Here is a 22,535-nt window from a genome sequence, read left to right as displayed (position 1 = left end):
GGATCTGCCATGGGACATTGGCTGGCTTCGGCGCGTCAGGGGCAGGCCGAGGGCGTGTTGTCGCGCTTCGATCCTGCTTACTGGACGGTCAACTTCCCGCGGCCGATGATGGCGTCGGTGATCACCACCGCGCCCGACGCGCTGCGCGTCGATGCGGTCTTCTTCCGGCAGGACGACCTTGCCGGCCTGATCTGGGAAGCCGAGGACCGGCACGATCATGTGCTGCTGGCGTACGAGACCAGTCGCGATTTCCGCGGCTGTCGGCTGCGCTTTCGCTGGCGATCATCCGGGGTTCTGGCGCTCGACGCGGTCAATGGCCCGGTGCTGACGCTCGAGGGACGCGACGCGGCGGGCGATCCGCGGGCCTGGTATGTGCGGTTGTGGAACTATGCCAGCGGCACCCCCGAGGATGCGACGGTGGCGATCGACTTCGCGCAGGTCGAGGGCGGCTTCATGCTGCCGGACGAGGCCGACCCGGTCTTCGCGGGCGATATCGACCGAATGTTCGTATCGCTGGTGCCGCAGGGTTATTCAGGTGCGGACGCGCCGCTGGCTGCGCCGATCGAGGCGTGGGTCGAGATCAGCGACATGGTCTGCGAGGGGCCGGGCTCGGTGCTGGTGATCGGCGCCGCCGTCGTGCCCCAGCACGGGTTGCAGATCGCCAATGGCTATGACGATTGCTATCATCTGACGCCGGCGCGGGTGCTGCGCAACGCGCTGCACCTCGGCTATCGCGGCAGCATCCTCCACTATGTGGGGATGAGCCATTATTTCCGGCTCGAGCCCAATTCGGGCGGCTATTATGTCAGCCTCGCCGCGGGAACGCTCAACGTGGCGTGCGCGGCGTGGCATGGCGATTTCGCGCAGCGCGCCAAGACGCTCGGCTATGACCTGATCTGGTCGCTCTCCTACGAATTGCTCGACCAGCATTGCTGGAACGACTGGAAGCAGCGCGCCGCTGACGGATCGCCTGGACTTACCGGATGGAGCCCGCCCTCGGCGCTGCTCTCGCCCGCGCATGACGGGGCGATGTACTATCTGCGTGTGGTGGCGCTGGCGTTCGTCGGCATCGCCCAGGCGGCGGGGCTCGCGATCCGGTTCCAGATCGGCGAGCCTTGGTGGTGGGTGATGGCCGACGGAAGGCTATGCATCCATGACGCGGCCGCGACGCTCGCGCTCGGCGATCCGCCGGAGCAGAATCTGCGTGGAACGGTCGATCCGGCGGTGCTCGATGCCGCAGGGGCGTTGCTCGCGGCATCGACGCTGGCGTTGCGCGATGTGGTGCGCTGGACACCGGGCGCCGAGGTGCTGCTGCTCGCCTATCTGCCCACCGTGCTCGATCGCGCCATGCCCGGGCTCCAGCGCGCCAACCTGCCGCTCGGCTGGGCGGCGCCGGCCTTCGATGTGCTCCAGCTCGAGGATTATGACTGGGTCACCGCGGGCAATTCGGCGGCGAGCGCGAAGGGCGTGGCGCTGGCGGAGGCGCGGCTCGGCTATGGCGCGGCGGATCAGCACTATCTCGCAGGCTTCGTGCTCCGTCCCGAAGACAAGGCCCAATGGCAGCCGATCGCGGCCGCCGCCGCCCTGTCGCGCCGGCGCGGCGTCGCGGAGACCTTTATCTGGGCGCTGCCGCAGGTGCTGCGCGACGGCTTCGTGCATTTCGATCAGGAGGAAGAATTGGACGCGTTCGACGACGTGCTGTTCCCGATCGCGCTGGGCCGCGAGGCCGAAGTGGCGCCCGAAGTCTCGACGGCGATCGTGACCAGCGCCGGCGGGCGCGAGAACCGCAACGCCGAATGGGCCGAGGCGCGACTACGCTATGATGTTGGGCCGGGGGTGCGATCCGAAGCCGATATCACCGCGCTGATCGGCTTCTTCCGCGCGCGGATGGGGCCCGCGCGGGGATTCCGCCTGCGCGATCCGTTCGATCATCAAGGCGACGACGTCGTGCTCGGAATCGGCGACGATCTCGAGGCGCGGTTTCAACTGATCAAGCGCTATGGCGGCGTCGTGCGTCGGATCACGCGACCGGTGGAAGACAGCGTGCGCATCGCGGTCGACGGCATGGAGATCGCCGGCTTCGCGCTCGAGCCCGGCGGGTCCGTGATCTTCGACGTGCCGCCCGCGGCGGGAGCGGTGGTGACAGCGAGCTTCGCGTTCGACGTGCCCGTGCGTTTCGCCGAGGACCGGCTGAGCGTCAGCCGGGCCACCTATCTGGCAGGGCTGGCAGCCTCGGTGCCGTTGGTGGAGGTGCGCGAATGAGCTGGCTCGACGGCGAGTGCACCACGTTGACCCTGTGCTGGCGGATCGAGCGCTGCGACGGCGTCACCATCGGAATCACCGCGCATGACGATGATCTCGAGATCGACGGGCTGGTCTATCGCGCGGCGCCCGGCATGACGCCGAGCGCGATCAGCCGGAGCGCGAGTCTCGACGCCGACAGCATGGACGTGACCGGCGCGCTGAGCAGCGCGGCGATCACCGAGGCCGATCTGCTCGCAGGACGCTGGGACGGCGCGCGCGTGTCGCTGTTCGCGACCGACTGGTCGGCGCCCGGCGAGACGGTGGCGCTGGGTGCCGGGACGTTCGGCGCGGTGGAACTGCGTGACGGTGCGCTGACCGCCGAGTTGCGCGGGCTGTCGGCGCAGCTCGAACGGCCGGTGGTTGAGGAGACCTCGCCCGAATGCCGCGCGGCGTTGGGCGATCGGCGCTGTCGGGTTGCGATGGCCGGGCGGCGACGGTTCGCGCGGGTGACGGAGGTGCTGGGGACGACGCTCACGCTCGACGGAGCCGAACCTGCCGCCGATGCCTATGGGGGCGGACGCCTGCGCTGGTTCGGCGGGGCGAATTCGGGGCTTGAGGACGCCATCGCGCGATCCGAGGGCTCCACGGTGACGCTGCGCCGGCCGCCGCGGTTCGACGCCGGCGGGGCGCTGGTCGAGTTGATCGAGGGGTGTGACAAGAGCCTCGCGACCTGTGCGGCACGGTTCGGCAACGCCGCCAATTTTCGTGGCGAACCCTATTTGCCCGGCATCGACTTGCTGACGCGGTACCCGGGCGGATGAAGCCCGGCGCGCGCGCCGTGGCCGCGGCGCGTTCCGCGGTGGGGGCGAGGTTCAGGCTGCACGGACGCGATGTACATGGCGGGCTCGATTGCGTCGGGCTGGTGGCGCTGGCGTTGCAGGCGGAGGGCTTCGCCGGGTGCGTGCCGAGCGGCTATGCGCTGCGCAGCGGGGATGCCCGGCGGGTCGCCGCGACGCTGGCGGCGCTGGGGCTCGAGCACGTGCGCGAGCAGCGGCCCGGCGACCTGTTGTTGCTCGATGCCGGGCCAGGGCAGCTGCATTTCGCGATCGAGGCAGAGGCGGGGGTCATTCACGCGGACGCGATGCTGCGCCGGGTGGTCGAGCGGCCCGACGTGCCGTGGCCGCTGATCGGACGCTGGCGGCTGGCGGAAGGAGGCTGAGATGGCGACGGTGGTACTGATGGTCGCCGGCAGCCTGATCGGGGGTCCGATCGGCGGCGCGGTGGGGGGGTTGGCGGGGAACGCGATCGATCATGCGATCCTGCGGCCGAAGGGCCGCGAAGGACCGCGACTGACCGAACTGCGCGTGCAGACCTCGTCCTACGGCACGCAGATCCCCCGGATATTCGGAACGATGCGCGTCGCGGGCTCGGTGATCTGGGCGACAGATCTGATCGAGCATCGTACCAGCCGGGGCGGCGGCAAGGGCAAGCCGTCGACGACCGAATATAGCTATACGGCGTCATTCGCGGTGGCGCTTTCCGCCCGCCCGATCCTGGGCGTGGGGCGGATCTGGGCCGATGGCAAGCTGCTGCGCGGCGCCGCGGGCGACTTCAAGGCGCGGACCGGATTCCGTCTGCATGTCGGGTCGGAGGATCAGGCGCCCGACCCGCTGATCGCGTCGATCGAGGGGACGATCGCGACTCCTGCGCACCGCGGGATCGCCTATGCGGTGTTCGAGGATCTCGCGCTCGGCGATTTCGGCAATCGCATCCCGTCGCTGACCTTCGAGGTGATCGGCGATGCCGGGCCGCAAACCGCCGATGCGATCGCGCGGGAGATCGCGGGAGATTTGCTCGACACGCCGGAAGCGATGGTGCCGCTGATGGGCTTTGCGGCGTCGGGTGCGTCGGTGCGCGCGGTTCTCGAGACGCTGGCCGGCGCGGCGGGGGGCTGGTTTCGCGCGGAAGTCGGTAAGTTGACCTTGCTCGGGGCGCGCGACGGCGCCGCGCGGGCGCTCGACGATGCGGGCGCTGGCGCGGAGCGGGGCGTGCGCCGACGCCGGGACATCGCCGCGGCGGATTCGGCGCCGCAGACGGTGACGCTCGCTTACTACGAGCCGGCGCGCGACTATCAGGCCGGCATTCAGCGCGCCACGCGCCCAGGCGCGGGACAGCGCGAGTCGCGCGTCGAGCTCGCGGCGGCGATCGACGCCGCGAGCGCCAAGGCGCTCGCCGAGACCATATTGCAGCGGCTCGACATCGAGCGCGAACGCCGCACGCTGGCGCTGCCGTGGCGATTGCTGAGCATACGTCCGGGCGAACGGGTGACGATCGCGGGGGCCGCGGGGATCTGGCGCGTCGATCAGTGGCGGCTCGAAGGGATGGTGCTGCTGCTCGAATGCGTCGCCGTGGCGCCGGGCATGCTGATCACCGGGGCAAGCGGCGGGCGGGTATTGTCGACGCCGGACCTCCCCGCGGGCGAGACGGCGCTCCACATCTTCGAGCTGCCGCCGCTCGGCGCGCCGGTCAGCGTGCCGCGTCTCGCCATCGCCGCGGCGGGGACCGGCCCCGGCTGGCGAAGCGCCGCGCTGCTGCTGAGCGAGGACGATGGCGCGAGCTGGTCGCCGATCGGCGGCACGGCGCCGCCCGCGATCCTCGGGACGGTGGTGACTCCGCCCGGCGCCGCGCCGAGCCATCTTGAGGATCGCCGGAACCACCTCGTCGTCGAACTCGCGAACGGCGCCATGGTGCTCCACGACGCCGATCCCGCCGCGATGGCCGCCGGGGCCAATCTCGCGATGGTCGGCGACGAGTTGCTGCAATTCGCGCGAGCGACTCCGTTGGGCGAGAGACGGTGGACGCTCGATGGCCTTTGGCGTGGCCGACGCGGCACCGAAGCGGCGATCGCCACACAGGCGACCGGCGACCGCTTTGTGTTGCTCGACGCGGGCGCGCTCGTGACGCGCGACCTTCCGGCCACGGTGGTGGGGCGCAGCGTTCGCGTGTTCGCGCAGGGTCTGGGCGAAGCACAAATGGCCGAGACCGAAGTCTCCGGGCTCTCGGTCGTCCCCCCTTCGCCCGTGCATCTTCGTTCGGCGGAACGTGCGGACGGCGGCGCCGATGTCGACTGGGTGCGCCGCAGCAGGGGCGGATGGGACTGGATCGACGGCGTCGATGTGCCGCTCTCCGAGGAATTCGAACGCTATCAGGTGACGCTCGTGCTGGCGGAAGGCGCCGCGCGGATCGTCGAGACGGACACGGCGCGGATTTCGCTCACGGCCGAGGAGCGCCCGGCGGTGACGACGATCCGCGTCCGCCAGATCGGCGCGCAGGGCTTGTCCGCACCCGCTTCGCTGAGCCTTTCGACTTCGGGAGAAGACTGATGACCGATACCGCGACGCCGCGGCTCTTGTTCCCGCTACTCCAGCCCGGCCAGGCGCAGAAGGAGATGTTCCACAATGCGGCGCTCGCGTTGCTCGACATGAACGTCCAGCCCGCCGCAGTCGCCGCGGGCACCAACGTTCCTCCGGAGGCGCCCGAAGCTGGCGATTGCTGGATCGTCGGGGCCGCTCCGACCGACGAATGGGCGGGGCACGCCCATGCCGTTGCCGGCTGGACCAGCTCGGGCTGGCAGTTCGTGTCGCCGCGCGAAGGCGCGCAATTCTGGTTGGGCGCTGCGCAAGGGGTTGCGCGCTTCATCGCCGGCGCATGGCGCGTCGGCGAGACCCATGGAAAATTATTTGTCGAGGGAGACCAAGTGGTTGGCTCGCGCGGTGATCCGATCGCGGAACCAGCGGGAGGCACGACGGTTGATGCCGAAGCGCGGGCCGTGATTGTTTCGGTGCTGGAAGCATTACGCACGCACGGGTTGATCGAGAGCGGTTGACCCTGTGACGTTCATGCAACAGTCCCCGGTTTTGTGTGCTTGCGCAGAAACTTTCGTTTCGGTAGTGAGTTTGTCGCTGTCCGTAGTGACAACTTTGAAAGGGGATTAATATGCGGAAGCTTGCCGTAACTCTGGCACTAGCGACGACCGCGCTCAGCACGCCCGCTCTTGCACGCGACGATGCGTGGTACGTGGGTGTCGAGGGCGGCGCCATGCTGGTCGAAGACATCGATTGGGACGTGGGTGCTGCTATCGATAGCGTCACCGTCGATCACCGCGCCGGCTTCGACGTCGGTGGCACGGTCGGTTACGATCTCGGCCCGGTTCGCCTTGAGGCTGAAGTCGGCTATCGCGCTGCCAACGTGACGGGCCTTCGCTCGACCACCACGCTTCCCTATGTGAACGCTGCCGGCGGAACCGTTTTCGCTCCCGGCGGGACCTATGATTATGCCGGTGGCCGTTCGTCGGCGCTGAGCTTCATGGTCAACGCGCTCTGGGACTTCGGTGATGACGATGGCGTGCAGGGCTTTGTCGGCCCGGGTCTCGGCGTTGCCCGCGTCAAGAGCCGTCTCGCGCTGACCACCAATGGCGACGCGATCGACGATTCGGACACCGTCGTCGCATGGCAGGCCATCGCCGGTGTGCGCGCGCCGCTGTCGGACAACATCGACGTCTCGCTGAAGTATCGCTTCTTCAACGCGCCGGGCGTCGAGCTCGTCGACGTGGCGGGTCGTCCCTGGTTCGGCCGTTTCCGGTCGCACAGCATCATGGGCGGTCTGACCTTCAACTTCGGTGCGCCCGAGCCCGAGCCCACGCCGCCGCCGCCCGAGCCCGCTCCGCAGCCGACCTACACCCCGCCGCCGGCTCCCGAGCCGACGCCGGAGCCCGTCCGCTGCACCCCCGGACCGTACATCGTGTTCTTCGACTGGGATAAGTCGGACATCACGCCGGAGGCTTCGAGCATCCTCGACAACGCCATCAGCAACTACCAGAACTGCGGCAATGCGCAGGTCATGCTGGCGGGCCACGCCGACCGTTCGGGTCCGGCGAGCTACAACGTTGGTCTGTCGCAGCGCCGTGCAGACTCGGTGAAGGCATACTTCACCGGCCGCGGCGTCTCCGAGAGCGTCATCTCGACCGAAGCGTTCGGCGAAAGCCGCCCGCGCGTCGAGACCGCCGACGGTGTCCGCGAACTGCAGAACCGCCGCGTGGAAATCACTTACGGTCCGGGTTCGGGTCAGTAAGCCACGCAGGTTCTTCGGAACTGAATTGGGGAGGTCGGGAAACCGGCCTCCCTTTTTCTTTGCGCGCGGCGCACCGGTGCGCAGTGTCCTGGGCGAGATATGTGATTCAAGAATGACCGGCGCGGGCCGGAGAGCCGCTGGATGTGGCGACGGGATAGCCCAAGGGTATCTTCGGCAGCGCGCCGATCAGGCGCCGGCCTCGTTTGCCACCGCCGCCCGCAGCCAACCAGGTATCAGCGCGTCCCCGAGGGCCTCGATCCGGCGCAATTCCACCATCAGCCCCAGCGCCGGATAGGAAGTGCGCGTACGGTCGCCCGCCTCGGCCAGCGGCGCCACGACCAGCCGACGGTTGACCTTGGCGCGATAATGCATGCGCGCGGTATTCTCCTGCCCGACATAACAGCCCTTGGTGAAGCTGACGCCGTCGAGCTCGGCGGCGTTGCATTCGAGCCACAAGGTCTTGTCCTGCCCGAGTTCGGCCGCGCCTTCGGTCACGCCGTGTCGCAGGCGATGTTCGAGCCAGGCGGCATCGGCAGGCGCACCCCGCCCGGCATCGAGCCAGCGCCGCCCGAGTTCGGACAGACGGGGATCGGCAGTGCCGACATCCCCGTGCCGCGCCCAGTGGATGCCGCTTTCGAGAGGATCGATGGTGATGGCCCGCCGCAGACGATAGAGCATCAGACGGCGTGCCAGTGCTTCGCGCTGCGCCGACTCGCAATCGATCAGGATCGCGCCGTCGCCGGCGTCCCACAGGATGAAATCGAACAGCGCCTTGCCCTGCGGAGTCAGCAGCCCTGCCCATTGCGGCGCAGCGACCGTAACCTCGGCCATATCCTGCGTCACCAATCCCTGCAGGAACCCGCGGGGGTCGTCACCCGCTATCCGCAGCAGCGCGCGATTGGATAGCCATGTTCCGGGACTGGTCTCGCTCATGGGGAACAGGTAGGAGCCGGGCACGCGCGACGAAAGAGGGCGATATGACGAACGTCGATCTCAAGCTCACAGGTGGTCGGGTGCATTTGCCCGGCGGACCGGCCGATGTGGACATCGGCGTCACCGACGGACGGATCGTGGCGATCGGCGATGTCGGCGATGCCGGCGAGACGATCGACTGTAGCGGCCTCGACGTGCTGCCCGGCGTCATCGACAGCCAGGTCCATTTCCGCGAGCCCGGGCTTGAAGCCAAAGAGGATCTCGAGAGTGGCGCCCGCGCCGCGGTGCTCGGCGGCGTCACGGCCGTGTTCGAGATGCCCAACACCAAACCCAATACCGACAGCGCCGACGCGGTCGCCGACAAGCTGGCGCGGGCGGCGAACCGAATGTGGTGCGATCACGCATTCTATGTCGGCGCGACGGCGGCCAATGCCGAGCAGCTCAAGGAGCTCGAGCGGCTGCCCGGCACCGCCGGCATCAAGATCTTCATGGGCGCATCGACCGGCGATCTGCTCGTCGCCGAGGATTCCGAGCTGGCGCGGGTGCTGGCGTCGGGCAAGCGGCGGGTGGCGATCCATGCCGAGGACGAGGCGCGGATGAACGCCCGGCTCAACGAACGAGTCGCCGGCGATCCCGCTTCGCACCCGGTATGGCGCGACGACGAGAGCGCGCTGCTCGCCACGCAGCGCATCCTCCGGCTGGCGCGCGCGGCGCGGCGGCGGATCCACGTGCTTCACGTGACGACGCCCGCCGAACTCGAGCTGCTCGGCAAGCACAAGGACATCGCGACCTGCGAAGTGACGCCGCAGCATCTGACCCTGGCGGGCGAGGAGGCCTATCCGCGCCTCGGCAGCTGGGCCCAGATGAATCCGCCGATCCGCTCGGGCGCGCATCGCGACGGGCTGTGGCGCTGGCTCAACCAAGGCGTTCCCGACGTGATCGGATCCGATCACGCGCCGCATACGCGCGAGGAGAAGGCGAAGGAGTATCCGGCAAGCCCGAGCGGCATGCCCGGCGTGCAGACTTTGCTGCCGCTGATGCTCAATCATGTCGCCGAAGGCCGACTGACGCTGCAGCGCCTCATCGACATGACCAGCGCGGGCCCGCAACGCGTGTTCGGCATCGTCGGCAAGGGGCGGATCGCCGTCGGCTATGACGCCGATTTCACCGTGGTCGATCTCAAGGCGCGCTGGACGGTCGAGGAAAGCTGGCTCGCGTCGCGCTGCGGCTGGTCGCCCTTCACGGGGATGGCGCTCACCGGCAAGCCGCTGGGCGCGATCGTACGGGGCAATCGGGTGATGTGGGACGGCCAGCTCGCCGCCGCAGCGACCGGCGCGCCGATCCGCTTCGAGTCAGTCGCGTTCGGCTGAATTCGCTCCCGGCGAAGACTGCATCCTTCGCGGCCAGCGCACGTTCCTAGAATCCAGGTGGGGAGCAGGTTTCCCGGCGGGATCGACGCGCGCAACCATGACCTTTGTTCGATCGACACCAGCGGAGCGCGGCCGGGCCGCGCTGGGGGCTGCGGCACTGACCGCGGCTCTCGGATATGCGCTGGTCGCGGGATTGGCGCTGCACGGCGGCGCATCGCCCGGGGAAGCGCTGCAGCTTTTCGACATCGGACCCGAACCGCCACCGCTTCCGCGCGAACGGCTCGCGCCGCACCGGACACCCAGCGAACGCCGCGCGGGCAAGGCGTCGCCACCCAATCTGCGATCCGAGCCCATCGAAATCGTCGCGCCCGTCCCGGTCGTGCCGCTGCCGACACCGCCCCCCGTCGTCGCGGCGCCGATCCCCGGTGTGGGCGCCGCCCCGACGGCGGGAAATGCCGATGTGCCGGGTCCCGGCACCGGCGCGGGCGGCGAGGGGGAGGGCAGGGGCAGTGGCGGCGAGGGGGATGGCAGCGGCGATGGCGGGGCCGAGACGCCGCCGCGATGGGTGCGGGGCGAGCTACGCGATTCGGACTATCCGGAAACGGCGGCGGACGCCGGTGTCGGCGGCACGGTGGGGGTGCGCTATCTGGTCTGGACCGACGGCCGCGTGCGCGAATGCGACATCACCCATTCGAGCGGCAGCCCCGAGCTCGACGCCACCACCTGCCGCCTGATCCAGCAACGTTTCCGGTTTCGCCCGTCGCGCGATGCGCGTGGCCGGCCGGTCCCAGCAGTGATCGTCGAGAATCACAGCTGGGTGTTCCAGCGCGAGCCGGCGACGACGCCTGCCCGTCCGCGGCGACGATTCGGCTGGCCCTGAGCCGGCCTATCCTTGCTGCTTGCGCGTCGGGAAGGGGAGCACCTCGGCGCCCTGGGCACGCACCGCGATCGCCTGCGCGACGCTGCGGAGCAGCTGATCCTGGCGAAACGGCTTGGCGAGCCGCTGCAAATCATCCCCGGTGCCGTCAGGAAGCTCGGCATAGCCCGAAATGAGCACCACCGGCACGCCGGCCCAGCCCGCCTGCACGGCCTCGGCAAGTTGCGCACCGTTCATATCGGGCATGGCGAAATCGGTGACGACCACGTCGACCCGGTTTTCGCTCAACATCTGCAAGGCGACCCGGCCCGACCCCGCCTGAAGCACGCAATGGCCGGCATCCTCGAGCATCGCGGCGGTGTTGGTGAGAACCAGCGCATCGTCATCGACGGCGAGCACGACCAGCCGGTCGGTGATCGCGCAATCGCCATGATCGGGGCGCTCGACTTCCGGCGGCGCCTCGTCGTCCGCGGCGGGTAGCCAGATGTCGGCGGTCGTCCCCCCGCCCGGCTGACTGTCGAGCACCAGCTTGCCGCCGCATTGTTCGGCAAAGCCGTGCACCATCGACAGGCCCAGCCCGGTGCCCTTGCCCACGCCCTTGGTGGTGTAGAACGGCTCGGTCGCGCGGGCGAGCGTCGCCGGGTCCATGCCCTCGCCATTGTCGGTGAGCGACAGGCAGATGTACCTGCCTGGCCTGACCCCTTCGCCGGGTCCGGCCTGCTCCTCGCGCGCGGCAATGACGATGCGTCCGCCCTCGGGCATCGCGTCGCGCGCATTGACCGCGAGATTGAGCAGTGCGAGCTCGAGCTGCGCGGGATCCGCGCGAACGCGCCTCAGCACCAGCGGGAACTGGGTATCGATCCGCACTCCGCCGCCGATCGTGCGCTGGACCAGCTCGGCCATTCCGCGGACCAGCGCGGCGGAGTCGACGGTCTCGAGCTTGAGTTCCTGCTTGCGCGCGAAGGCGAGCATGCGCTGGGTGAGCGTCGCGCCGCGCTCCGCCGCCTTCATCGCATTGTCAATGAAACGGCCGATATCGCCGCCATCCGCCAGCTTGCGGCGGGCGAGATCGAGGCTGCCGATGATCGCCGCGAGCAGATTGTTGAAATCATGCGCGACGCCGCCGGTGAGCTTGCCGATCGCCTCCATCTTCTGCGCCTGGAAAAACGCTTCCTGCGCCTGCTCGAGCGCGAGCTGCGACTGGCGCCGCTCGGTCAGATCGCGGGTGACCTTGGCGAAGCCGATCAGCCGTCCGGACGGATCGCGGATCGGGTCGATCACGACATTGGCCCAGAAGCGCCCGCCGTCCTTACGCACCCGCCAACCCTCGGCTTCGAAGCGGCCCTTGGTGCGGGCGCGCTCGAGCGCCTTGCGCGGAATCTCGGCGGCGCGCTCCTCGTCGGTATAGAAGCGCGAGAAATGCTGGCCGATGATCTCGTCCTGGCGATAGCCCTTGAAGCGCTCGGCGCCGGCGTTCCAGCTCACGACATGGCCGTCGAGGTCGAGCATGTAGATGGCATAGTCGGTGACGTTCTGAACGAGCAGCCGGAAGCGCTCCTCGCTGCGCCGCAACGCGTCCTCGGCGGCGCGCTTCTCGGTCAGGTCGCGGGTGACCTTGGCGAAGCCGACCAGCGTCCCGTCGGGTAGTCGCACGGGATCGATCACGACATTGGCCCAGAAGCGCGTCCCGTCCTGGCGCACCCGCCAGCCCTCGGCCTCGAAGCGGCCCTCTTCCTCGGCCGTGCGCAGCGCGCGGGCCGGCAGGTTCGTCGCGCGATCCTCGTCGGTGTAGAAGCGCGAGAAATGCTGGCCGATGATCTCGTCTTCGCGATAGCCCTTGAAGCGTTCGGCGCCGGCGTTCCAGCTCACGACATGGCCGCCCACGTCGAGCATGTAGATCGCGTAGTCGGTGACGCTCTGGACGAGCAGCTCGAACCGGTTCCTGCCGGTCCCATCCGACGCGATGATGTCCGAAGCAGCTGAAATCGCCATGGCCTCCCCGCGGACCTGAACATGGCCCGGCTCGGCGGGCACAACGCGGCCAATCGAGGCTTTGTTCCTAAACTATGGAAGCGGGATGCTTTTTGTCGTCAGAACGGCAGCCAGCGCTGCTTCTCGCTGAACTTCATATAGCCAGCGTTGACGCCGAGCCGCCAGCCGACGCCGAGCCGCACCGGGATGAGCACGACGTCGCCGCGCCGCATATAGCTCGCCGAGAAGCCGCCGACGAAATAGACACGGCCCTCGCCCGCCGGGAAGCGCTTGTAGAGCTCCTGGCTGTCGTAGAGATTGTAGACGAGCACGAAGACCTTGTTGGCATCGCCGCCGACGTCGAAGCCGATCGACGGCCCCGTCCAATAGACCTTCCGCTGTCCTTCGACCTTGTGGAACATCTCGCCCGAACCGTAGCGCAGGCCGACGCCGATCGCGCCGCCGGCTTCGCGCCCGGCGATATAGGCGTTGGGCTGACCCTGATCCTTGAGGATGTTCTCGATGATCCCGGCGAGACCCGACGCGCCCTTGCCGAACACGCCCTCGGCCGCGCCGATCAGATCGTCATGGCCAAAGGTGTTCGATGCCTGCGCGCGCGCGCTGGTCGCGGCGCCGCTTCCCGCGGGCGGCGGCGCGGGCTCGGGCGTGCGCGCCGTGTCGGCGGGCGGGGTCTCCTGCCACGCGCCCTGATCCATGGGCTGGGTCTGGGGCTGGGTCTGTTGCTGCTCCGGCGGCGGACCCTGCAGGTCCGAATCGATCGCGGTGTTGGGATCGATCGTCGTGATCTGCGCCGAAACCGGCGTCGCGCCGAGCCCGAGCGCGGCCGTCGCCATCCACAGCATCAAGCTTCGCACGCGCATCCGATTTCCACCCCCGGCAAAATTCCAGCCTCGCACGCTACTTGCCGACGCCTGACGCTGCAATGAACGGGGCGACGACGGGAGTCGATTTTGCGTCAAGGCGGTTCTCCCGTTGATCGCGTCAAACTCCGTCGCTATAGGCCTCGCCTCGGGCCCTTTCCGGAGACGTGGGTGAGTGGCTGAAACCAGCGGTTTGCTAAACCGCCGTAGGGGGATTACTCCTACCGAGGGTTCGAATCCCTCCGTCTCCGCCAGTCCCCCTCTGCAAGCACGCACAATGCAGCGGTTCTCTGAAAATCGCGGATAACCGCCAACCGGCTCCTTTCGACCGAAGCGCCAGCCGGACGCAGGCCCGCTTCGCATGCCCGCTCGCCCGGCAAATGATCGTTCCAACGCGGTCAGTCGCCACGGCCCGTTACGGCTATTCCGCGCGCCTGTGGCGTGTCGATGGCCTCCCAGCCGCCGGCCAGCGCCTTGTACAGCGCCGCGATCTGATGAAGCTCGAGCGCCCGCGACTGGATACTCAGCCTGTCGGCGGCGCTGAACGCGGCCTGCGTCTGCAGAAGGACCGTCAGGTCGTCTTCGCCTGCTTCGTAACGCAGTCTGGCGAGGCGCACCGCTTCGTCCGCCGCGGCGCGCGCTTCCGCCCGTTCGGCGCGGGTCCGCCCGGCCGAGGCATAGCGATTGATCGCCGTCTCGCTGTCGGAAAGCGCGGTCAGGACGCTTCGCTCATATCGCACCATCGCCGCGTCGGCGCGCGCGTCGGCCGCCCGGATCTGCGCCCGGATGCGTCCGCCCGAGAAGATCGGCCAGCGCAATGACGGGCCGAGCTGGAAGCGCAGGCTGGTGCCCGATGCGAGATCGCCGGGTTCGCGCGCCTGAAGCCCGATGCCGCCGATCAGCGAGAGGCGCGGGAAGAGCTCGGCGGTGGCGACACCGACCTCGGCCGTGAATGCCGCGAGATCGCGCTCGGCCTGGCGGATATCGGGTCGGCGGCGCAGCAGATCGGATCGAAGCCCCGCCGCGACGTCGACGATGGGCGCCGGCAGCGCGCCGGGCTGGCGTAGTCGATCGTACAGAAGCTCGGGCGGCTGACCGAGCAGCAGCGCGATACGAAACGCCGCAGCCGCGATATCGGCTTCGAAGCCCGGGATCGTCGCCGCGGTGCCGTGCGCCTGGGTCTCGGCGCGGACCAGATCGAACCGCGAGGCCAGCCCCACGCCGAGGCGATCGGCGACGAGGCCTGCGATCGCCGCCTGCGCCTGCGCATCGGCGATGGCGTTCGCCCGCAGGCTCTGCGCGGCGCGGAGATCGACATAAGCGCGCACCACTTCGGCGATGACCTGGAGAATGGCCCCGCGCCGCGCCTCCTCCGCCGCCTGCGCCCGGGCCTCGGCGCTTTCGATCGCGCGGCGCGTGCCGCCCCAGAGATCGATCTCCCACGAAGCGTCGAATCCGAGATCGTAGATCGCGAGGTCGCGGCCGAGCCCCGGCACCTTGCCGACCGGCAGCGGTCCGTTCTCGCTCAGCCTGCTCTGCGTCGCCGCGGCCGATGCGCCGAGCTGCGGCAGCGAGCGCCCGTGCGCGGCGTCGCGGTTGGCGCGTGCCTCCCGCAACCGCGCATGCGCCTCCGCGAGATCCTTGTTCCCGGCGATGGCGGACTCGACCAACCCGGTCAGCAAGGGATCCTCGAATCGGGTCCACCAGGCCGTATCGACCGCACCGGCGCCCACCGGGGAAAGCCAAGCCTCGTTGACGGTCGTGACCGGGCGCCGATAGTCCGGCCCGACCGTGCAGGCGGCGAGGCAGAGCGCGAGCGACGCGATTGCCAGGCACTGCCGGTTCCCGATCATGGCTCCACCCCGGTTCGCGCGCGACGCGCCAGTGCGATCTTCACTGCGATCACGACCGGCGCGGCGAAGATGAAGAGCAAGGCGACGAGGTTGAACGCGGTGTCGAAGGCGATGACCACCGCCTGCCCGCCAACGGCGCGGCCGAGCGTGGCGGTCGCCGCCTTCGCCGCCGCGCCGGCCTCGATTCCGCGTGCGACGAGCAGCGAGGTCACGGCAGCGAGCCGCTCGGCCAGAGCGGGCGTTCCCGGACTGAGCGCGGCGGCGAGCACGGTCTGGTTGGCGGCGATCTGGTGATCCATGCTCGTCTGCAGCCCAGCGACGCCGATCAGCCCGCCGAGCTGGCGCCCGATATTGAAGAGCGCGATGCCGGACGCGACATTCGCGGCCGCGAGCCGTCCGAAGGCGATCAGCGTGATCGACAGGAACAGGAAACCGAGCCCGAGCCCGCGTAGCAGGATCGCCGGCAACATGTCGTCCGCGCCGCTCTCCGCGGTCGAGCCCGAGAGCATCCACATCGCGACCATGATCAGCCCGATGCCGAACGGCACGGTGGCGATCGGCGGCACCCCGCGCGCCTGCATCAGCCACGCCGCGAGCAGCAGCCCACCGGCGAACAGGCCGCCGCTCGGCAGCAGCAGCGCGCCGGCGTCGGTCGGGGTGAAGCCGAGCACGGCGATCGCGAAGGCGGGGATCAGATAGGCGCTGCCGAACAATGCCGCCCCGGCGACGAAGCTGACGACGAACGCGAAGGCGAAATCGTCGACCCGGAACACCGCCAGATCGAGCAGCGCTCGCCCCTTCGCGCGATGCAGCCGGACCACGAACAGCAGCAGCGCGGCGGCGGCAACCAGACTGAGCCAGACGATCCGCGTCGCCTCGAACCAGTCCCAGCGGCTGCCCTGGCTCAACACCCAGGTCGTGCTGAACATCGCGGTGCCGAACAAGGCGAGTCCGATCCCGTCGAGCCGCTGCGGCTCCGCCGGCGCCGCCAGCGCGAAATCGTCCATCAGGATCAGCCCCGCCGCCGCGAGCGATACCGGGATCACCCCGAAGAATATCCATGTCCACGACTGGGTATCGACCAGCCAGCCCTGCAGCGCCGGTGCCAGCGTCGCGGGCGCGACCACCGCGCCCATCGCGAACAGCGCCTGCAGGAAGGGCTGACGCGCCGCCGGCCAGCCCTGGAAGAGCAAGGCCTGTCCGCCGACGAGGAGAATGCCGCCGGCCAGCCCCTGCACGGCGCGCAGCACGATCAGCTGCGACAGGTCCGCAGTGAAGGCGGCAACGCCGCACGCAGCCCCCATTGCCAGCGTCGCCACCAGCAAGGCATTGCGCGGATCGATCCGCGTCAGCAGCCACGGAGCAAGCGCGAAGCCGGTCAGTTTCAGCATAATATAGCCGATATCGAGCCAGGCAAATTCGTCGGGCGTCGCATAGGTATCGCCGATGATGTCGGCGCGGCCGAGCGAAAGCGCGGTCCCGGCAACCGCTTCGGTCAGGCTGGCGAGCACGATGCCGGCGACCAGCAGCCAGCCCGGCGCGAGCGCGGCGGATTTGGGCGGATCGGCGGCCGCGGCAGTCACGATTCGTCGCCGTCGATCTCGACCCGGGCGGACAGCCCGGGAACCAGCCGCCCCTGCAACGGATTGCCCTGCAGCCGGATCTTGATCGGCACCCGCTGCACCACCCGCACGAAATTGCCCGTCGCATTGTCGGCGGGGATCAGGCTGAACGCCGATCCGCTGCCCGGCGCGAAGCTGTCGACCACGCCTTCCAGCGCGATGTCCGGATAGCCGTCCACCCGGATCCGCGCGCGGCGTCCGGGGCGGATCTGCCCGAGCTGGGTTTCCTTGAAGTTGGCGACGACGAACAGATCGCCGACGGGCACGATGTCGAGCAGCGACGCGCCCGGCGTCACCAGCCGGCCCACGCGGACCTGGCGGTTGCCGACCACGCCCGTGATCGGCGCGCGCACCACGGTATTCTCCAGATCGATCCGGGCGAGTTCGCGTGCCGCCTCGGCCTGCGCCAGCGCGGCTATCGCGGCGGCGCGCTGGGTGCCGAGCACGTCGATCCTCTGCCGCTGCGCATCGACCGTGGCGCGCGACACCGCGGTTCCCGCCTCGGCGCGGAGCCTGCCGGCATCGCTCTCGTCGACCTGCGCACGGCTGACCGCGCCCCGCTCGACGAGCTCGCGCCGGCGCTCGCTGGTCTTGCGATTGAGCGTGAGATCGGCGAGCGCGGCACCCCTCTGCGCCTCGGCCTGGCGCACCAGCGTGTGCTGCAGGCGGATCTCCTCGGCGCTGTTCGCGATGCGCGCCCGCGCCGCCGCCACCGCCGCCTCGGCCTGTGCCAGCTTCGCGCGATAGTCGCGGTCGTCGATGCGGAACAGCACGTCTCCCGCCCGCACCGCCTGATTGTCGCGCACCGCGACCGAGGTGACATAGCCGGCCACCCTCGGCGCCAGCGACGTCACGTCGCCGCGAACATAGGCATTGTCGGTGGAGGCGGATCCGCCCGATCGCGCCCGTGCCCAGCCGCCGACCAGCACGGCGAGTGCCGCGACGCAGAGCAACGCGCCGATCACTCTCTTCCTGCTGGTCGCTTTCACTTCGGCCTCCTGTCAAAACCCGGTCCGCGCCACGTCATTTGGCTGACGCGGCGTCCTCGATGAGCGCGACGACCTTGCCGGGGTGCGAGAGCATCAGCGCGTGCGAGGCGCCCTCGATCACGACGGTCTTCCGCGCGTGCGCGCGCTCGGCCATGAACTTCATGACGGCGGCGGGGATGTTTCGGTCGGCGGAGCCGTAGATCACGTAGGAGGGGAGCAGCTTCCACGCGGCGCGGCCCGACGGCTCCGCAAGGGCGGAATGCGTGATCGGACGCTGGGTGATCGCCATTTCGGCAGCCTGCGCGGCCGGCACGTCGGCGGCGAACTGCGCGTGGAACTTGTCCGGGCGAATGTAGAGATCCTCTTCGCCGTCGGCGAGCGCCACCGGGGTCAAGGCGTCGCCGAGCGTGCTCCCGGGGAATTTGCCCGACAGGGTGAGGCTCGATTCGCCGGTGTCGGGCGCGAAGCCGGCGACATAGACCAGCGCCTTGACGTTGGCGTTGCCATTCGCCGCCTCGGTGATGACCGGACCGCCATAGGAATGCCCGACGAGGACGACCGGGCCGCCGATCGAGCGGACGATCGCGGAGATGCTGGCGGCGTCGCCGGCAACGCTGCGCAGCGGATTGGCGGCAGCGATGACGCGATAGCCGTCATTGCCGAGCGCGGCGATCACCGGCTCCCAGCTCGACGAATCCGCGAACGCGCCATGGACGAGGACGATCGTCGGCTTTTGCGGTGCCGGCGCGGTCTGCGCCGTGGCAGCGCCAGCGACGAGCGTGGCGGCGAAACTCAGTGCAATTGCAGGAATGCGCATTTCAGGCTCCTTCGGGAATCGATCGGAAGAGGGGGGACCGGCGATCAGCCCGCCCGGGCCGCGGCCCAGCCCGGCCGCAGGCTGTCGCGCAGCCAGTCGTCGAAGCGCTGCGGCGCGATCCGGGCATCCGGGCCGGGAAGCAGCGATCGCTCCCCGAGCTCGGCGCCGAAATAACGGGCATGCACATCGGCCACGACGCGGCGCCCGTCCTCGTGCGCCGTCGCGATCTCGGTCGCGATGGCATCGAGGCGGAACTGCTCGGGGCCCGCGACTTCGAGCATGGCGTTGAACGGATCGCTGAGCGCCGCATCGGCGAGCGTATCGGCGACATCCTCCCCTGCGATCGGCTGCGCCAGCGCGGGCGATATCGGAATGTCGCGCGCGGTCCCTTCCTGGACGACATCGCTGATGAACTCGAAGAACTGCGTCGAACGCAGGATCGTGAACGGGATCCCCGATGCCCTGACCAGATCTTCCTGGATCTTCTTGGCGCGGAAATAGTCCCCGGCGAGCAGTCCGTCGACGCCGACGATCGAAAGCGCGATATGGTGCCGGACCCCCGCCGCGCGGCCTGCCGCCAGCAGGTTGCGCGTCGAGGTCTCGAAGAAGTGCAGCGCGTCGGCACCTTCGAGCGAGGGCGAGTTGGACACGTCGACCACGGTCTCGGCATCGACCAGCGCTTCCGCCAGCCCCACACCGGTCACCGTGTCGACACCCCAGCTGCGCGATGCCTCGAAGACGCGGCAATCCTCCTGGCGCAGGTTGCGGACCAGCTTCTCGCCGATGCGGCCGCTGCCGCCGATCACGACGATCTTCATGACAGGCCCTCCTCGGCAAGTGCCCGGCGAACCGTCTCGCGCTCGGCGACGCGTTCGAACCAGGCGAGCAGTTCGATGGGGATCCGCACCTCGAAGGCCTTGGCCCAGCGCAGCATCGCGAACAGATACGCATCGGCCACGGTGAAGTGCGGGCCGAACAGGTAGAATTCGCGGATATTGTCGGCGAGCAGGTCCAGCCGCTGCGACACCGCCTCTCCGGCGGCCGCCTTTTCCGCGTCGCTGGCGTCGTGCCAGAAGGGCTTGAAGGCGATGTGCAGCTCGGTCGAGAGCCACGACAGCATCTCGATCAGACGCGTGCGGCCCAGCGGCCCGCCCGCGCCCAGCTTCGGCGCCACATCGGCGATCCACGCGAGGACCGCGGTATTCTCGGTCACCCCATTGCCGTCGTCGAGGACGAGCATGGGCACATAGCCCCGCGGATTGATCGCGTTGTAATCATAGCCGTGCTCGGTGAACTTGGTCTTGATGTCGACCCGCTCGAATTCGGCATCCAGCCCCGCCTCGTGCAGCGAGATCCGGCCTGCGAGGCTGCACGCACCCGGCGCATAATAGAGCTTCATGGTTCCAACTCCTGTGAAAGGGTTTGCGGCGGCACCGCCGCCGGCAGGCGCAGCGTGACCGTGGTGCCGATGCCGGGCGCGCTCTCGATCGCCATCTCGCCGCCGGCATCGCGAACGAAGCGGTCGACCATCGGCAGGCCGACGCCGCCGAGCCCGTCGGGCTTGGTGGTGAAGAACGGATCGCAGCAGCGCGCGATCGTGGCGGGCGACATGCCGATGCCATTGTCGATCACGCGAATTTCGACGCCGATCGGCAGGCGATCGCGGCGGATCGTCCGCGCCTCGACCACGACCAGCCCGTTTTCGAGGATGGCATCGCGCGCGTTGAAGACGAGGTTCAGCAATGCCCGGCGCAATCTGATCGGATCGCACCGCGCCTCGGGCAAATCCGCTGTCACCGCGGTCTCGAGCACGAGCTCGGGCGTTTCCATGGTCTCGATCAGCGCCGCGATGTCCGCGAGGCAGGCCTGCACATTGGTATGGTCGATCGCGGTCGCGTGATCGCGCAGCCCGCCGAGCGACTGGCGAACGATCGCCCCGGCCTGCTCCAGCGAGCAGCGCGCGCGGGCGAGGATCGGGCCGGCGTGCACCGCGGGCATGTCCGGCGTGCGGGAGACGATGCCGATCGCCGAGGTCGCGATCTGGATCAGATTGCCGAGATCATGGACGATTCCCGCCATCGACATCGCGGCGTGCTCGCATGGGGCCTGAAGGAGCTTCATGGCTTTCTCCTCGGAAGGCGGGATGCGGGGCATCGCTGGCGCTTCGCCCCGCATCCGCCATGGTCAGGCGGCGGCCGCCGCCGGCGCTTCGACCGGGTGGACGGCGCGCAGTCCGATCTGTACGCGGTTCCACAGGTTGATCGCGCCGATCAGCAGCGTGAGGTTGGCGATCTCGGTCTCGTTGAACTGGCTCTGGAGCAGCGCGTAATCGGCGTCCGGCGCATGCGTCTTGCCGATCCGGGTGAGCGACTCGGTCCAGTTGAGCGCGGCGCGCTCGCGATCGGTGAATGCCGGGGAATCGCGCCATGCGTCGAGCAGATGGATGCGCATGTCGCTCTCGCCATGCTTGCGCGCGTCGGTGGCGTGCATGTGGATGCAGAAAGCGCAGCCGTTGATCTGCGAGGCGCGCAGCCGGACCAGCTCGGAAAGCCCATGCTCGAGTCCGCTCTGGTTGATCGCGGTCTCGACTGCGATCATCGCCTTCGCGCCTTCGGGTGCGGCCTGGAAGATATTCATGCGAGGGGTCATTTCACTTCTCCTTGGGATGGGATTGCGGTGCGGCGGTCGCGGATGGCCCAGAGGGTCAGTCCCGCCGCGATGAGTGCGGGGAGGGTGACGGCGGGAAAGTCGCGGACGAGCGCGGACGACCCGCAAATGCCGGCAGCGACTTCCCAGAAGTGGAAGAGCGCGTGGCAGCTCAGCCACAGCGCGGCGGCACCCCACAGCACCACGCGATAGTCCGGCCGGCGCGCGCCGATCAGGAACGCCGCGCCGAGGAACAGGAAGATGATCCCGATGTCGCGGATGAAATGCTGGTTGAACGGGCCGGTGGTGGTCACCCCCGGCACGGCGAAATACCAGCCTGCCGGCGACCACAGCATGAAGGCGCCATTGGCGAGCGCGCCGAGGCCGAGAAGCCATGCGAGCGCGAGGCAGGTCTGCCTGAGCATCGCGCCGCTCATTTGCGGGCCGGCGGTGGCGGCACATTGGCCAGCCACCAGTCGAAGTCGGTCGCACCGCGCCGCGCGTCGGGTCCAGGCATCAGCGAGCTGTCGTCGATCTGCAGCCCGAAATAGGGCGCCTCGGGATCGGCGATAACGCGCCGCGGATCCTTGTCCCACGCCAGCACCTGCGCGACCAGCGTGTCCATGTGGAAGGGCTCGGGGCCGGCGACTTCGATCGTGGCGCGGATCGGCTCGCCAAGCGCCACCTCTGCGACCGCCGCGGCGACGTCCCGCGCCGCCATCGGCTGGAAGCGCGCATGCGGCAGCCGAACCGTGTCGCCGTCGGTCGCCGAGTCGGCGATGCCGCGGAGAAATTCGAAGAACTGGGTGGCGTGCACCAGCGTCCACGGGATCGGCGACGCCTTGATCAGCCGTTCCTGCGCGAGCTTGGCGCGGAAATATCCGCTGTCCTGCAGATGTTCCGTGCCGACTACCGAAAGCGCGACATGATGGCGCACGCCCGCCGCCACTTCGGCGGCGATGATGTTCCGCCCCGCAGTCTCGAAGAAGTCCATCGCCACCCGCTCCTCGAGCGAAGGCGAATTCGAAACGTCGATGACGATTTGGGCATCCGCCAGCGCCGCGTCGAGCCCCGCGCCCGTGATCGTGTCGACGCCCGTATTCGGCGCCGCGGCGACGACTTCGTGGCCCTGCCGGCTGAGCTGCTCGACGGTCTTCGAGCCGATCAGCCCGGTTCCCCCGATGACGACGATCTTCATGCAA

The 22,535-nt window shown here is 69.1% G+C and carries 21 protein-coding genes and 1 tRNA gene; 9 read left to right on the top strand and 13 right to left on the bottom strand.

Annotated elements, in window-relative coordinates; genetic code table 11:
* The first annotated feature begins 9 nt into the window (after positions 1-9).
* The 6 genes from E5A74_RS12460 (at position 10) to E5A74_RS12435 (ending at position 7,374) form a co-directional block, all read left to right on the top strand.
* Complete coding sequence (locus E5A74_RS12460) at positions 10-2,262, top strand: DUF2460 domain-containing protein (RefSeq protein WP_135985401.1); 2,253 nt, start codon at positions 10-12, stop codon at positions 2,260-2,262.
* On the top strand, positions 2,259-3,065 hold the full coding sequence (locus E5A74_RS12455) for a DUF2163 domain-containing protein (RefSeq protein ID WP_135985399.1): 807 nt from the start codon (positions 2,259-2,261) through the stop codon (positions 3,063-3,065). The genes E5A74_RS12460 and E5A74_RS12455 overlap by 4 nt, the downstream gene beginning before the upstream one ends.
* Entirely contained in the window at positions 3,062-3,463 is a 402-nt protein-coding gene (locus tag E5A74_RS12450) for a peptidoglycan endopeptidase (protein WP_135985397.1), read from the top strand. Before E5A74_RS12455 ends, E5A74_RS12450 begins: the two co-directional genes overlap by 4 nt.
* Before the next feature lies 1 nt (position 3,464).
* Entirely contained in the window at positions 3,465-5,627 is a 2,163-nt protein-coding gene (locus tag E5A74_RS12445; protein WP_135985395.1) for a phage tail protein, read from the top strand.
* Positions 5,627-6,130 (top strand): DUF2793 domain-containing protein, encoded by a 504-nt coding sequence (locus E5A74_RS12440; protein WP_135985393.1) that lies wholly within the window; start codon positions 5,627-5,629, stop codon positions 6,128-6,130. Before E5A74_RS12445 ends, E5A74_RS12440 begins: the two co-directional genes overlap by 1 nt.
* A 110-nt stretch (positions 6,131-6,240) precedes the next feature.
* Positions 6,241-7,374 carry an OmpA family protein gene (locus tag E5A74_RS12435; protein WP_135985391.1) on the top strand — a complete coding sequence of 378 codons (1,134 nt, stop codon included), beginning with the start codon at positions 6,241-6,243 and terminating at the stop codon, positions 7,372-7,374.
* A 186-nt stretch (positions 7,375-7,560) separates the two neighbouring features.
* Here E5A74_RS12435 and ygfZ read toward each other — a convergent pair whose 3' ends face one another.
* Complete coding sequence (gene ygfZ, locus E5A74_RS12430) at positions 7,561-8,307, bottom strand: CAF17-like 4Fe-4S cluster assembly/insertion protein YgfZ (protein WP_135985389.1); 747 nt, start codon at positions 8,305-8,307, stop codon at positions 7,561-7,563.
* 44 nt (positions 8,308-8,351) lie between these two features.
* Here ygfZ and E5A74_RS12425 point away from each other — a divergent pair, with 44 nt between their 5' ends.
* Together E5A74_RS12425 and E5A74_RS12420 are read left to right on the top strand one after the other, a co-directional pair.
* The gene (locus E5A74_RS12425) at positions 8,352-9,677 is read left to right on the top strand and encodes a dihydroorotase (protein ID WP_135985386.1); all 1,326 of its coding nucleotides are present in this window, start codon (positions 8,352-8,354) and stop codon (positions 9,675-9,677) included.
* A 97-nt stretch (positions 9,678-9,774) separates the two neighbouring features.
* The gene (locus tag E5A74_RS12420; RefSeq protein WP_135985384.1) at positions 9,775-10,557 is read left to right on the top strand and encodes an energy transducer TonB; all 783 of its coding nucleotides are present in this window, start codon (positions 9,775-9,777) and stop codon (positions 10,555-10,557) included.
* A 6-nt stretch (positions 10,558-10,563) separates the two neighbouring features.
* On the opposite strand, the gene E5A74_RS12415 is transcribed toward E5A74_RS12420, so the two are convergent.
* Together E5A74_RS12415 and E5A74_RS12410 are read right to left on the bottom strand one after the other, a co-directional pair.
* Positions 10,564-12,546, bottom strand: a complete 1,983-nt coding sequence (locus E5A74_RS12415) for a hybrid sensor histidine kinase/response regulator (RefSeq protein WP_206365850.1) — start codon at positions 12,544-12,546, stop codon at positions 10,564-10,566.
* Positions 12,547-12,644: 98 nt separating this feature from the next.
* Complete coding sequence (locus E5A74_RS12410; protein ID WP_135985382.1) at positions 12,645-13,406, bottom strand: DUF1134 domain-containing protein; 762 nt, start codon at positions 13,404-13,406, stop codon at positions 12,645-12,647.
* 161 nt (positions 13,407-13,567) lie between these two features.
* On the opposite strand from E5A74_RS12410, the gene E5A74_RS12405 reads away from it, so the two are divergent.
* A tRNA-Ser gene (locus tag E5A74_RS12405) sits at positions 13,568-13,660 on the top strand.
* A gap of 144 nt (positions 13,661-13,804) precedes the next feature.
* Here the strand turns inward: E5A74_RS12405 and E5A74_RS12400 are convergent.
* From E5A74_RS12400 to E5A74_RS12355, 10 genes are all read right to left on the bottom strand, one after another.
* On the bottom strand, positions 13,805-15,259 hold the full coding sequence (locus tag E5A74_RS12400; protein WP_135985380.1) for an efflux transporter outer membrane subunit: 1,455 nt from the start codon (positions 15,257-15,259) through the stop codon (positions 13,805-13,807).
* Positions 15,256-16,842 (bottom strand): DHA2 family efflux MFS transporter permease subunit, encoded by a 1,587-nt coding sequence (locus E5A74_RS12395; RefSeq protein WP_135985378.1) that lies wholly within the window; start codon positions 16,840-16,842, stop codon positions 15,256-15,258. Before E5A74_RS12395 ends, E5A74_RS12400 begins: the two co-directional genes overlap by 4 nt.
* On the bottom strand, positions 16,839-17,870 hold the full coding sequence (locus tag E5A74_RS12390; RefSeq protein WP_135985376.1) for an HlyD family secretion protein: 1,032 nt from the start codon (positions 17,868-17,870) through the stop codon (positions 16,839-16,841). Before E5A74_RS12390 ends, E5A74_RS12395 begins: the two co-directional genes overlap by 4 nt.
* 34 nt (positions 17,871-17,904) lie before the next feature.
* Complete coding sequence (locus E5A74_RS12385; protein WP_135985374.1) at positions 17,905-18,687, bottom strand: alpha/beta fold hydrolase; 783 nt, start codon at positions 18,685-18,687, stop codon at positions 17,905-17,907.
* Between the two features lie 44 nt (positions 18,688-18,731).
* Positions 18,732-19,505: an SDR family oxidoreductase gene (locus E5A74_RS12380; RefSeq protein WP_135985372.1), complete on the bottom strand. Its 774-nt coding sequence runs from the start codon at positions 19,503-19,505 to the stop codon at positions 18,732-18,734.
* A complete protein-coding gene (locus E5A74_RS12375) occupies positions 19,502-20,086 on the bottom strand; it encodes a glutathione binding-like protein (protein ID WP_135985370.1) in 585 nt (194 codons plus the stop codon). Before E5A74_RS12375 ends, E5A74_RS12380 begins: the two co-directional genes overlap by 4 nt.
* Positions 20,083-20,808: a sensor histidine kinase gene (locus E5A74_RS12370; protein ID WP_166745757.1), complete on the bottom strand. Its 726-nt coding sequence runs from the start codon at positions 20,806-20,808 to the stop codon at positions 20,083-20,085. Before E5A74_RS12370 ends, E5A74_RS12375 begins: the two co-directional genes overlap by 4 nt.
* Before the next feature lie 63 nt (positions 20,809-20,871).
* Positions 20,872-21,336, bottom strand: a complete 465-nt coding sequence (locus E5A74_RS12365; protein WP_135985366.1) for a carboxymuconolactone decarboxylase family protein — start codon at positions 21,334-21,336, stop codon at positions 20,872-20,874.
* The gene (locus E5A74_RS12360) at positions 21,333-21,758 is read right to left on the bottom strand and encodes a hypothetical protein (RefSeq protein ID WP_135985364.1); all 426 of its coding nucleotides are present in this window, start codon (positions 21,756-21,758) and stop codon (positions 21,333-21,335) included. The genes E5A74_RS12365 and E5A74_RS12360 overlap by 4 nt, the downstream gene beginning before the upstream one ends.
* Positions 21,759-21,766: 8 nt before the next feature.
* Positions 21,767-22,531, bottom strand: coding sequence for an SDR family oxidoreductase (locus E5A74_RS12355; RefSeq protein WP_135985361.1), 765 nt, complete (start codon positions 22,529-22,531; stop codon positions 21,767-21,769).
* Positions 22,532-22,535 lie beyond the last annotated feature (4 nt).

Source organism: Sphingomonas naasensis (assembly GCF_004792695.1).
Taxonomy (GTDB): Bacteria; Pseudomonadota; Alphaproteobacteria; order Sphingomonadales; family Sphingomonadaceae; genus Sphingomonas; species Sphingomonas naasensis.
This window is presented reverse-complemented; position numbering and strand designations above follow the sequence as displayed.

What these genes read in the sequence shown, in the direction of transcription:
- E5A74_RS12410 (WP_135985382.1), bottom strand. Translation starts at nt 13,406, where the DNA reads ATGCGCGTGCGAAGCTTGATGCTGTGGATGGCGACGGCCGCGCTCGGG.
- E5A74_RS12385 (WP_135985374.1), bottom strand. Translation starts at nt 18,687, where the DNA reads ATGCGCATTCCTGCAATTGCACTGAGTTTCGCCGCCACGCTCGTCGCT.
- E5A74_RS12400 (WP_135985380.1), bottom strand. Translation starts at nt 15,259, where the DNA reads ATGATCGGGAACCGGCAGTGCCTGGCAATCGCGTCGCTCGCGCTCTGC.
- E5A74_RS12425 (WP_135985386.1), top strand. Translation starts at nt 8,352, where the DNA reads ATGACGAACGTCGATCTCAAGCTCACAGGTGGTCGGGTGCATTTGCCC.
- E5A74_RS12415 (WP_206365850.1), bottom strand. Translation starts at nt 12,546, where the DNA reads ATGGCGATTTCAGCTGCTTCGGACATCATCGCGTCGGATGGGACCGGC.
- E5A74_RS12460 (WP_135985401.1), top strand. Translation starts at nt 10, where the DNA reads ATGGGACATTGGCTGGCTTCGGCGCGTCAGGGGCAGGCCGAGGGCGTG.
- E5A74_RS12355 (WP_135985361.1), bottom strand. Translation starts at nt 22,531, where the DNA reads ATGAAGATCGTCGTCATCGGGGGAACCGGGCTGATCGGCTCGAAGACC.
- E5A74_RS12420 (WP_135985384.1), top strand. Translation starts at nt 9,775, where the DNA reads ATGACCTTTGTTCGATCGACACCAGCGGAGCGCGGCCGGGCCGCGCTG.
- E5A74_RS12380 (WP_135985372.1), bottom strand. Translation starts at nt 19,505, where the DNA reads ATGAAGATCGTCGTGATCGGCGGCAGCGGCCGCATCGGCGAGAAGCTG.
- ygfZ (WP_135985389.1), bottom strand. Translation starts at nt 8,307, where the DNA reads ATGAGCGAGACCAGTCCCGGAACATGGCTATCCAATCGCGCGCTGCTG.
- E5A74_RS12370 (WP_166745757.1), bottom strand. Translation starts at nt 20,808, where the DNA reads ATGAAGCTCCTTCAGGCCCCATGCGAGCACGCCGCGATGTCGATGGCG.
- E5A74_RS12450 (WP_135985397.1), top strand. Translation starts at nt 3,062, where the DNA reads ATGAAGCCCGGCGCGCGCGCCGTGGCCGCGGCGCGTTCCGCGGTGGGG.
- E5A74_RS12440 (WP_135985393.1), top strand. Translation starts at nt 5,627, where the DNA reads ATGACCGATACCGCGACGCCGCGGCTCTTGTTCCCGCTACTCCAGCCC.
- E5A74_RS12365 (WP_135985366.1), bottom strand. Translation starts at nt 21,336, where the DNA reads ATGACCCCTCGCATGAATATCTTCCAGGCCGCACCCGAAGGCGCGAAG.
- E5A74_RS12445 (WP_135985395.1), top strand. Translation starts at nt 3,465, where the DNA reads ATGGCGACGGTGGTACTGATGGTCGCCGGCAGCCTGATCGGGGGTCCG.
- E5A74_RS12375 (WP_135985370.1), bottom strand. Translation starts at nt 20,086, where the DNA reads ATGAAGCTCTATTATGCGCCGGGTGCGTGCAGCCTCGCAGGCCGGATC.
- E5A74_RS12360 (WP_135985364.1), bottom strand. Translation starts at nt 21,758, where the DNA reads ATGCTCAGGCAGACCTGCCTCGCGCTCGCATGGCTTCTCGGCCTCGGC.
- E5A74_RS12435 (WP_135985391.1), top strand. Translation starts at nt 6,241, where the DNA reads ATGCGGAAGCTTGCCGTAACTCTGGCACTAGCGACGACCGCGCTCAGC.
- E5A74_RS12455 (WP_135985399.1), top strand. Translation starts at nt 2,259, where the DNA reads ATGAGCTGGCTCGACGGCGAGTGCACCACGTTGACCCTGTGCTGGCGG.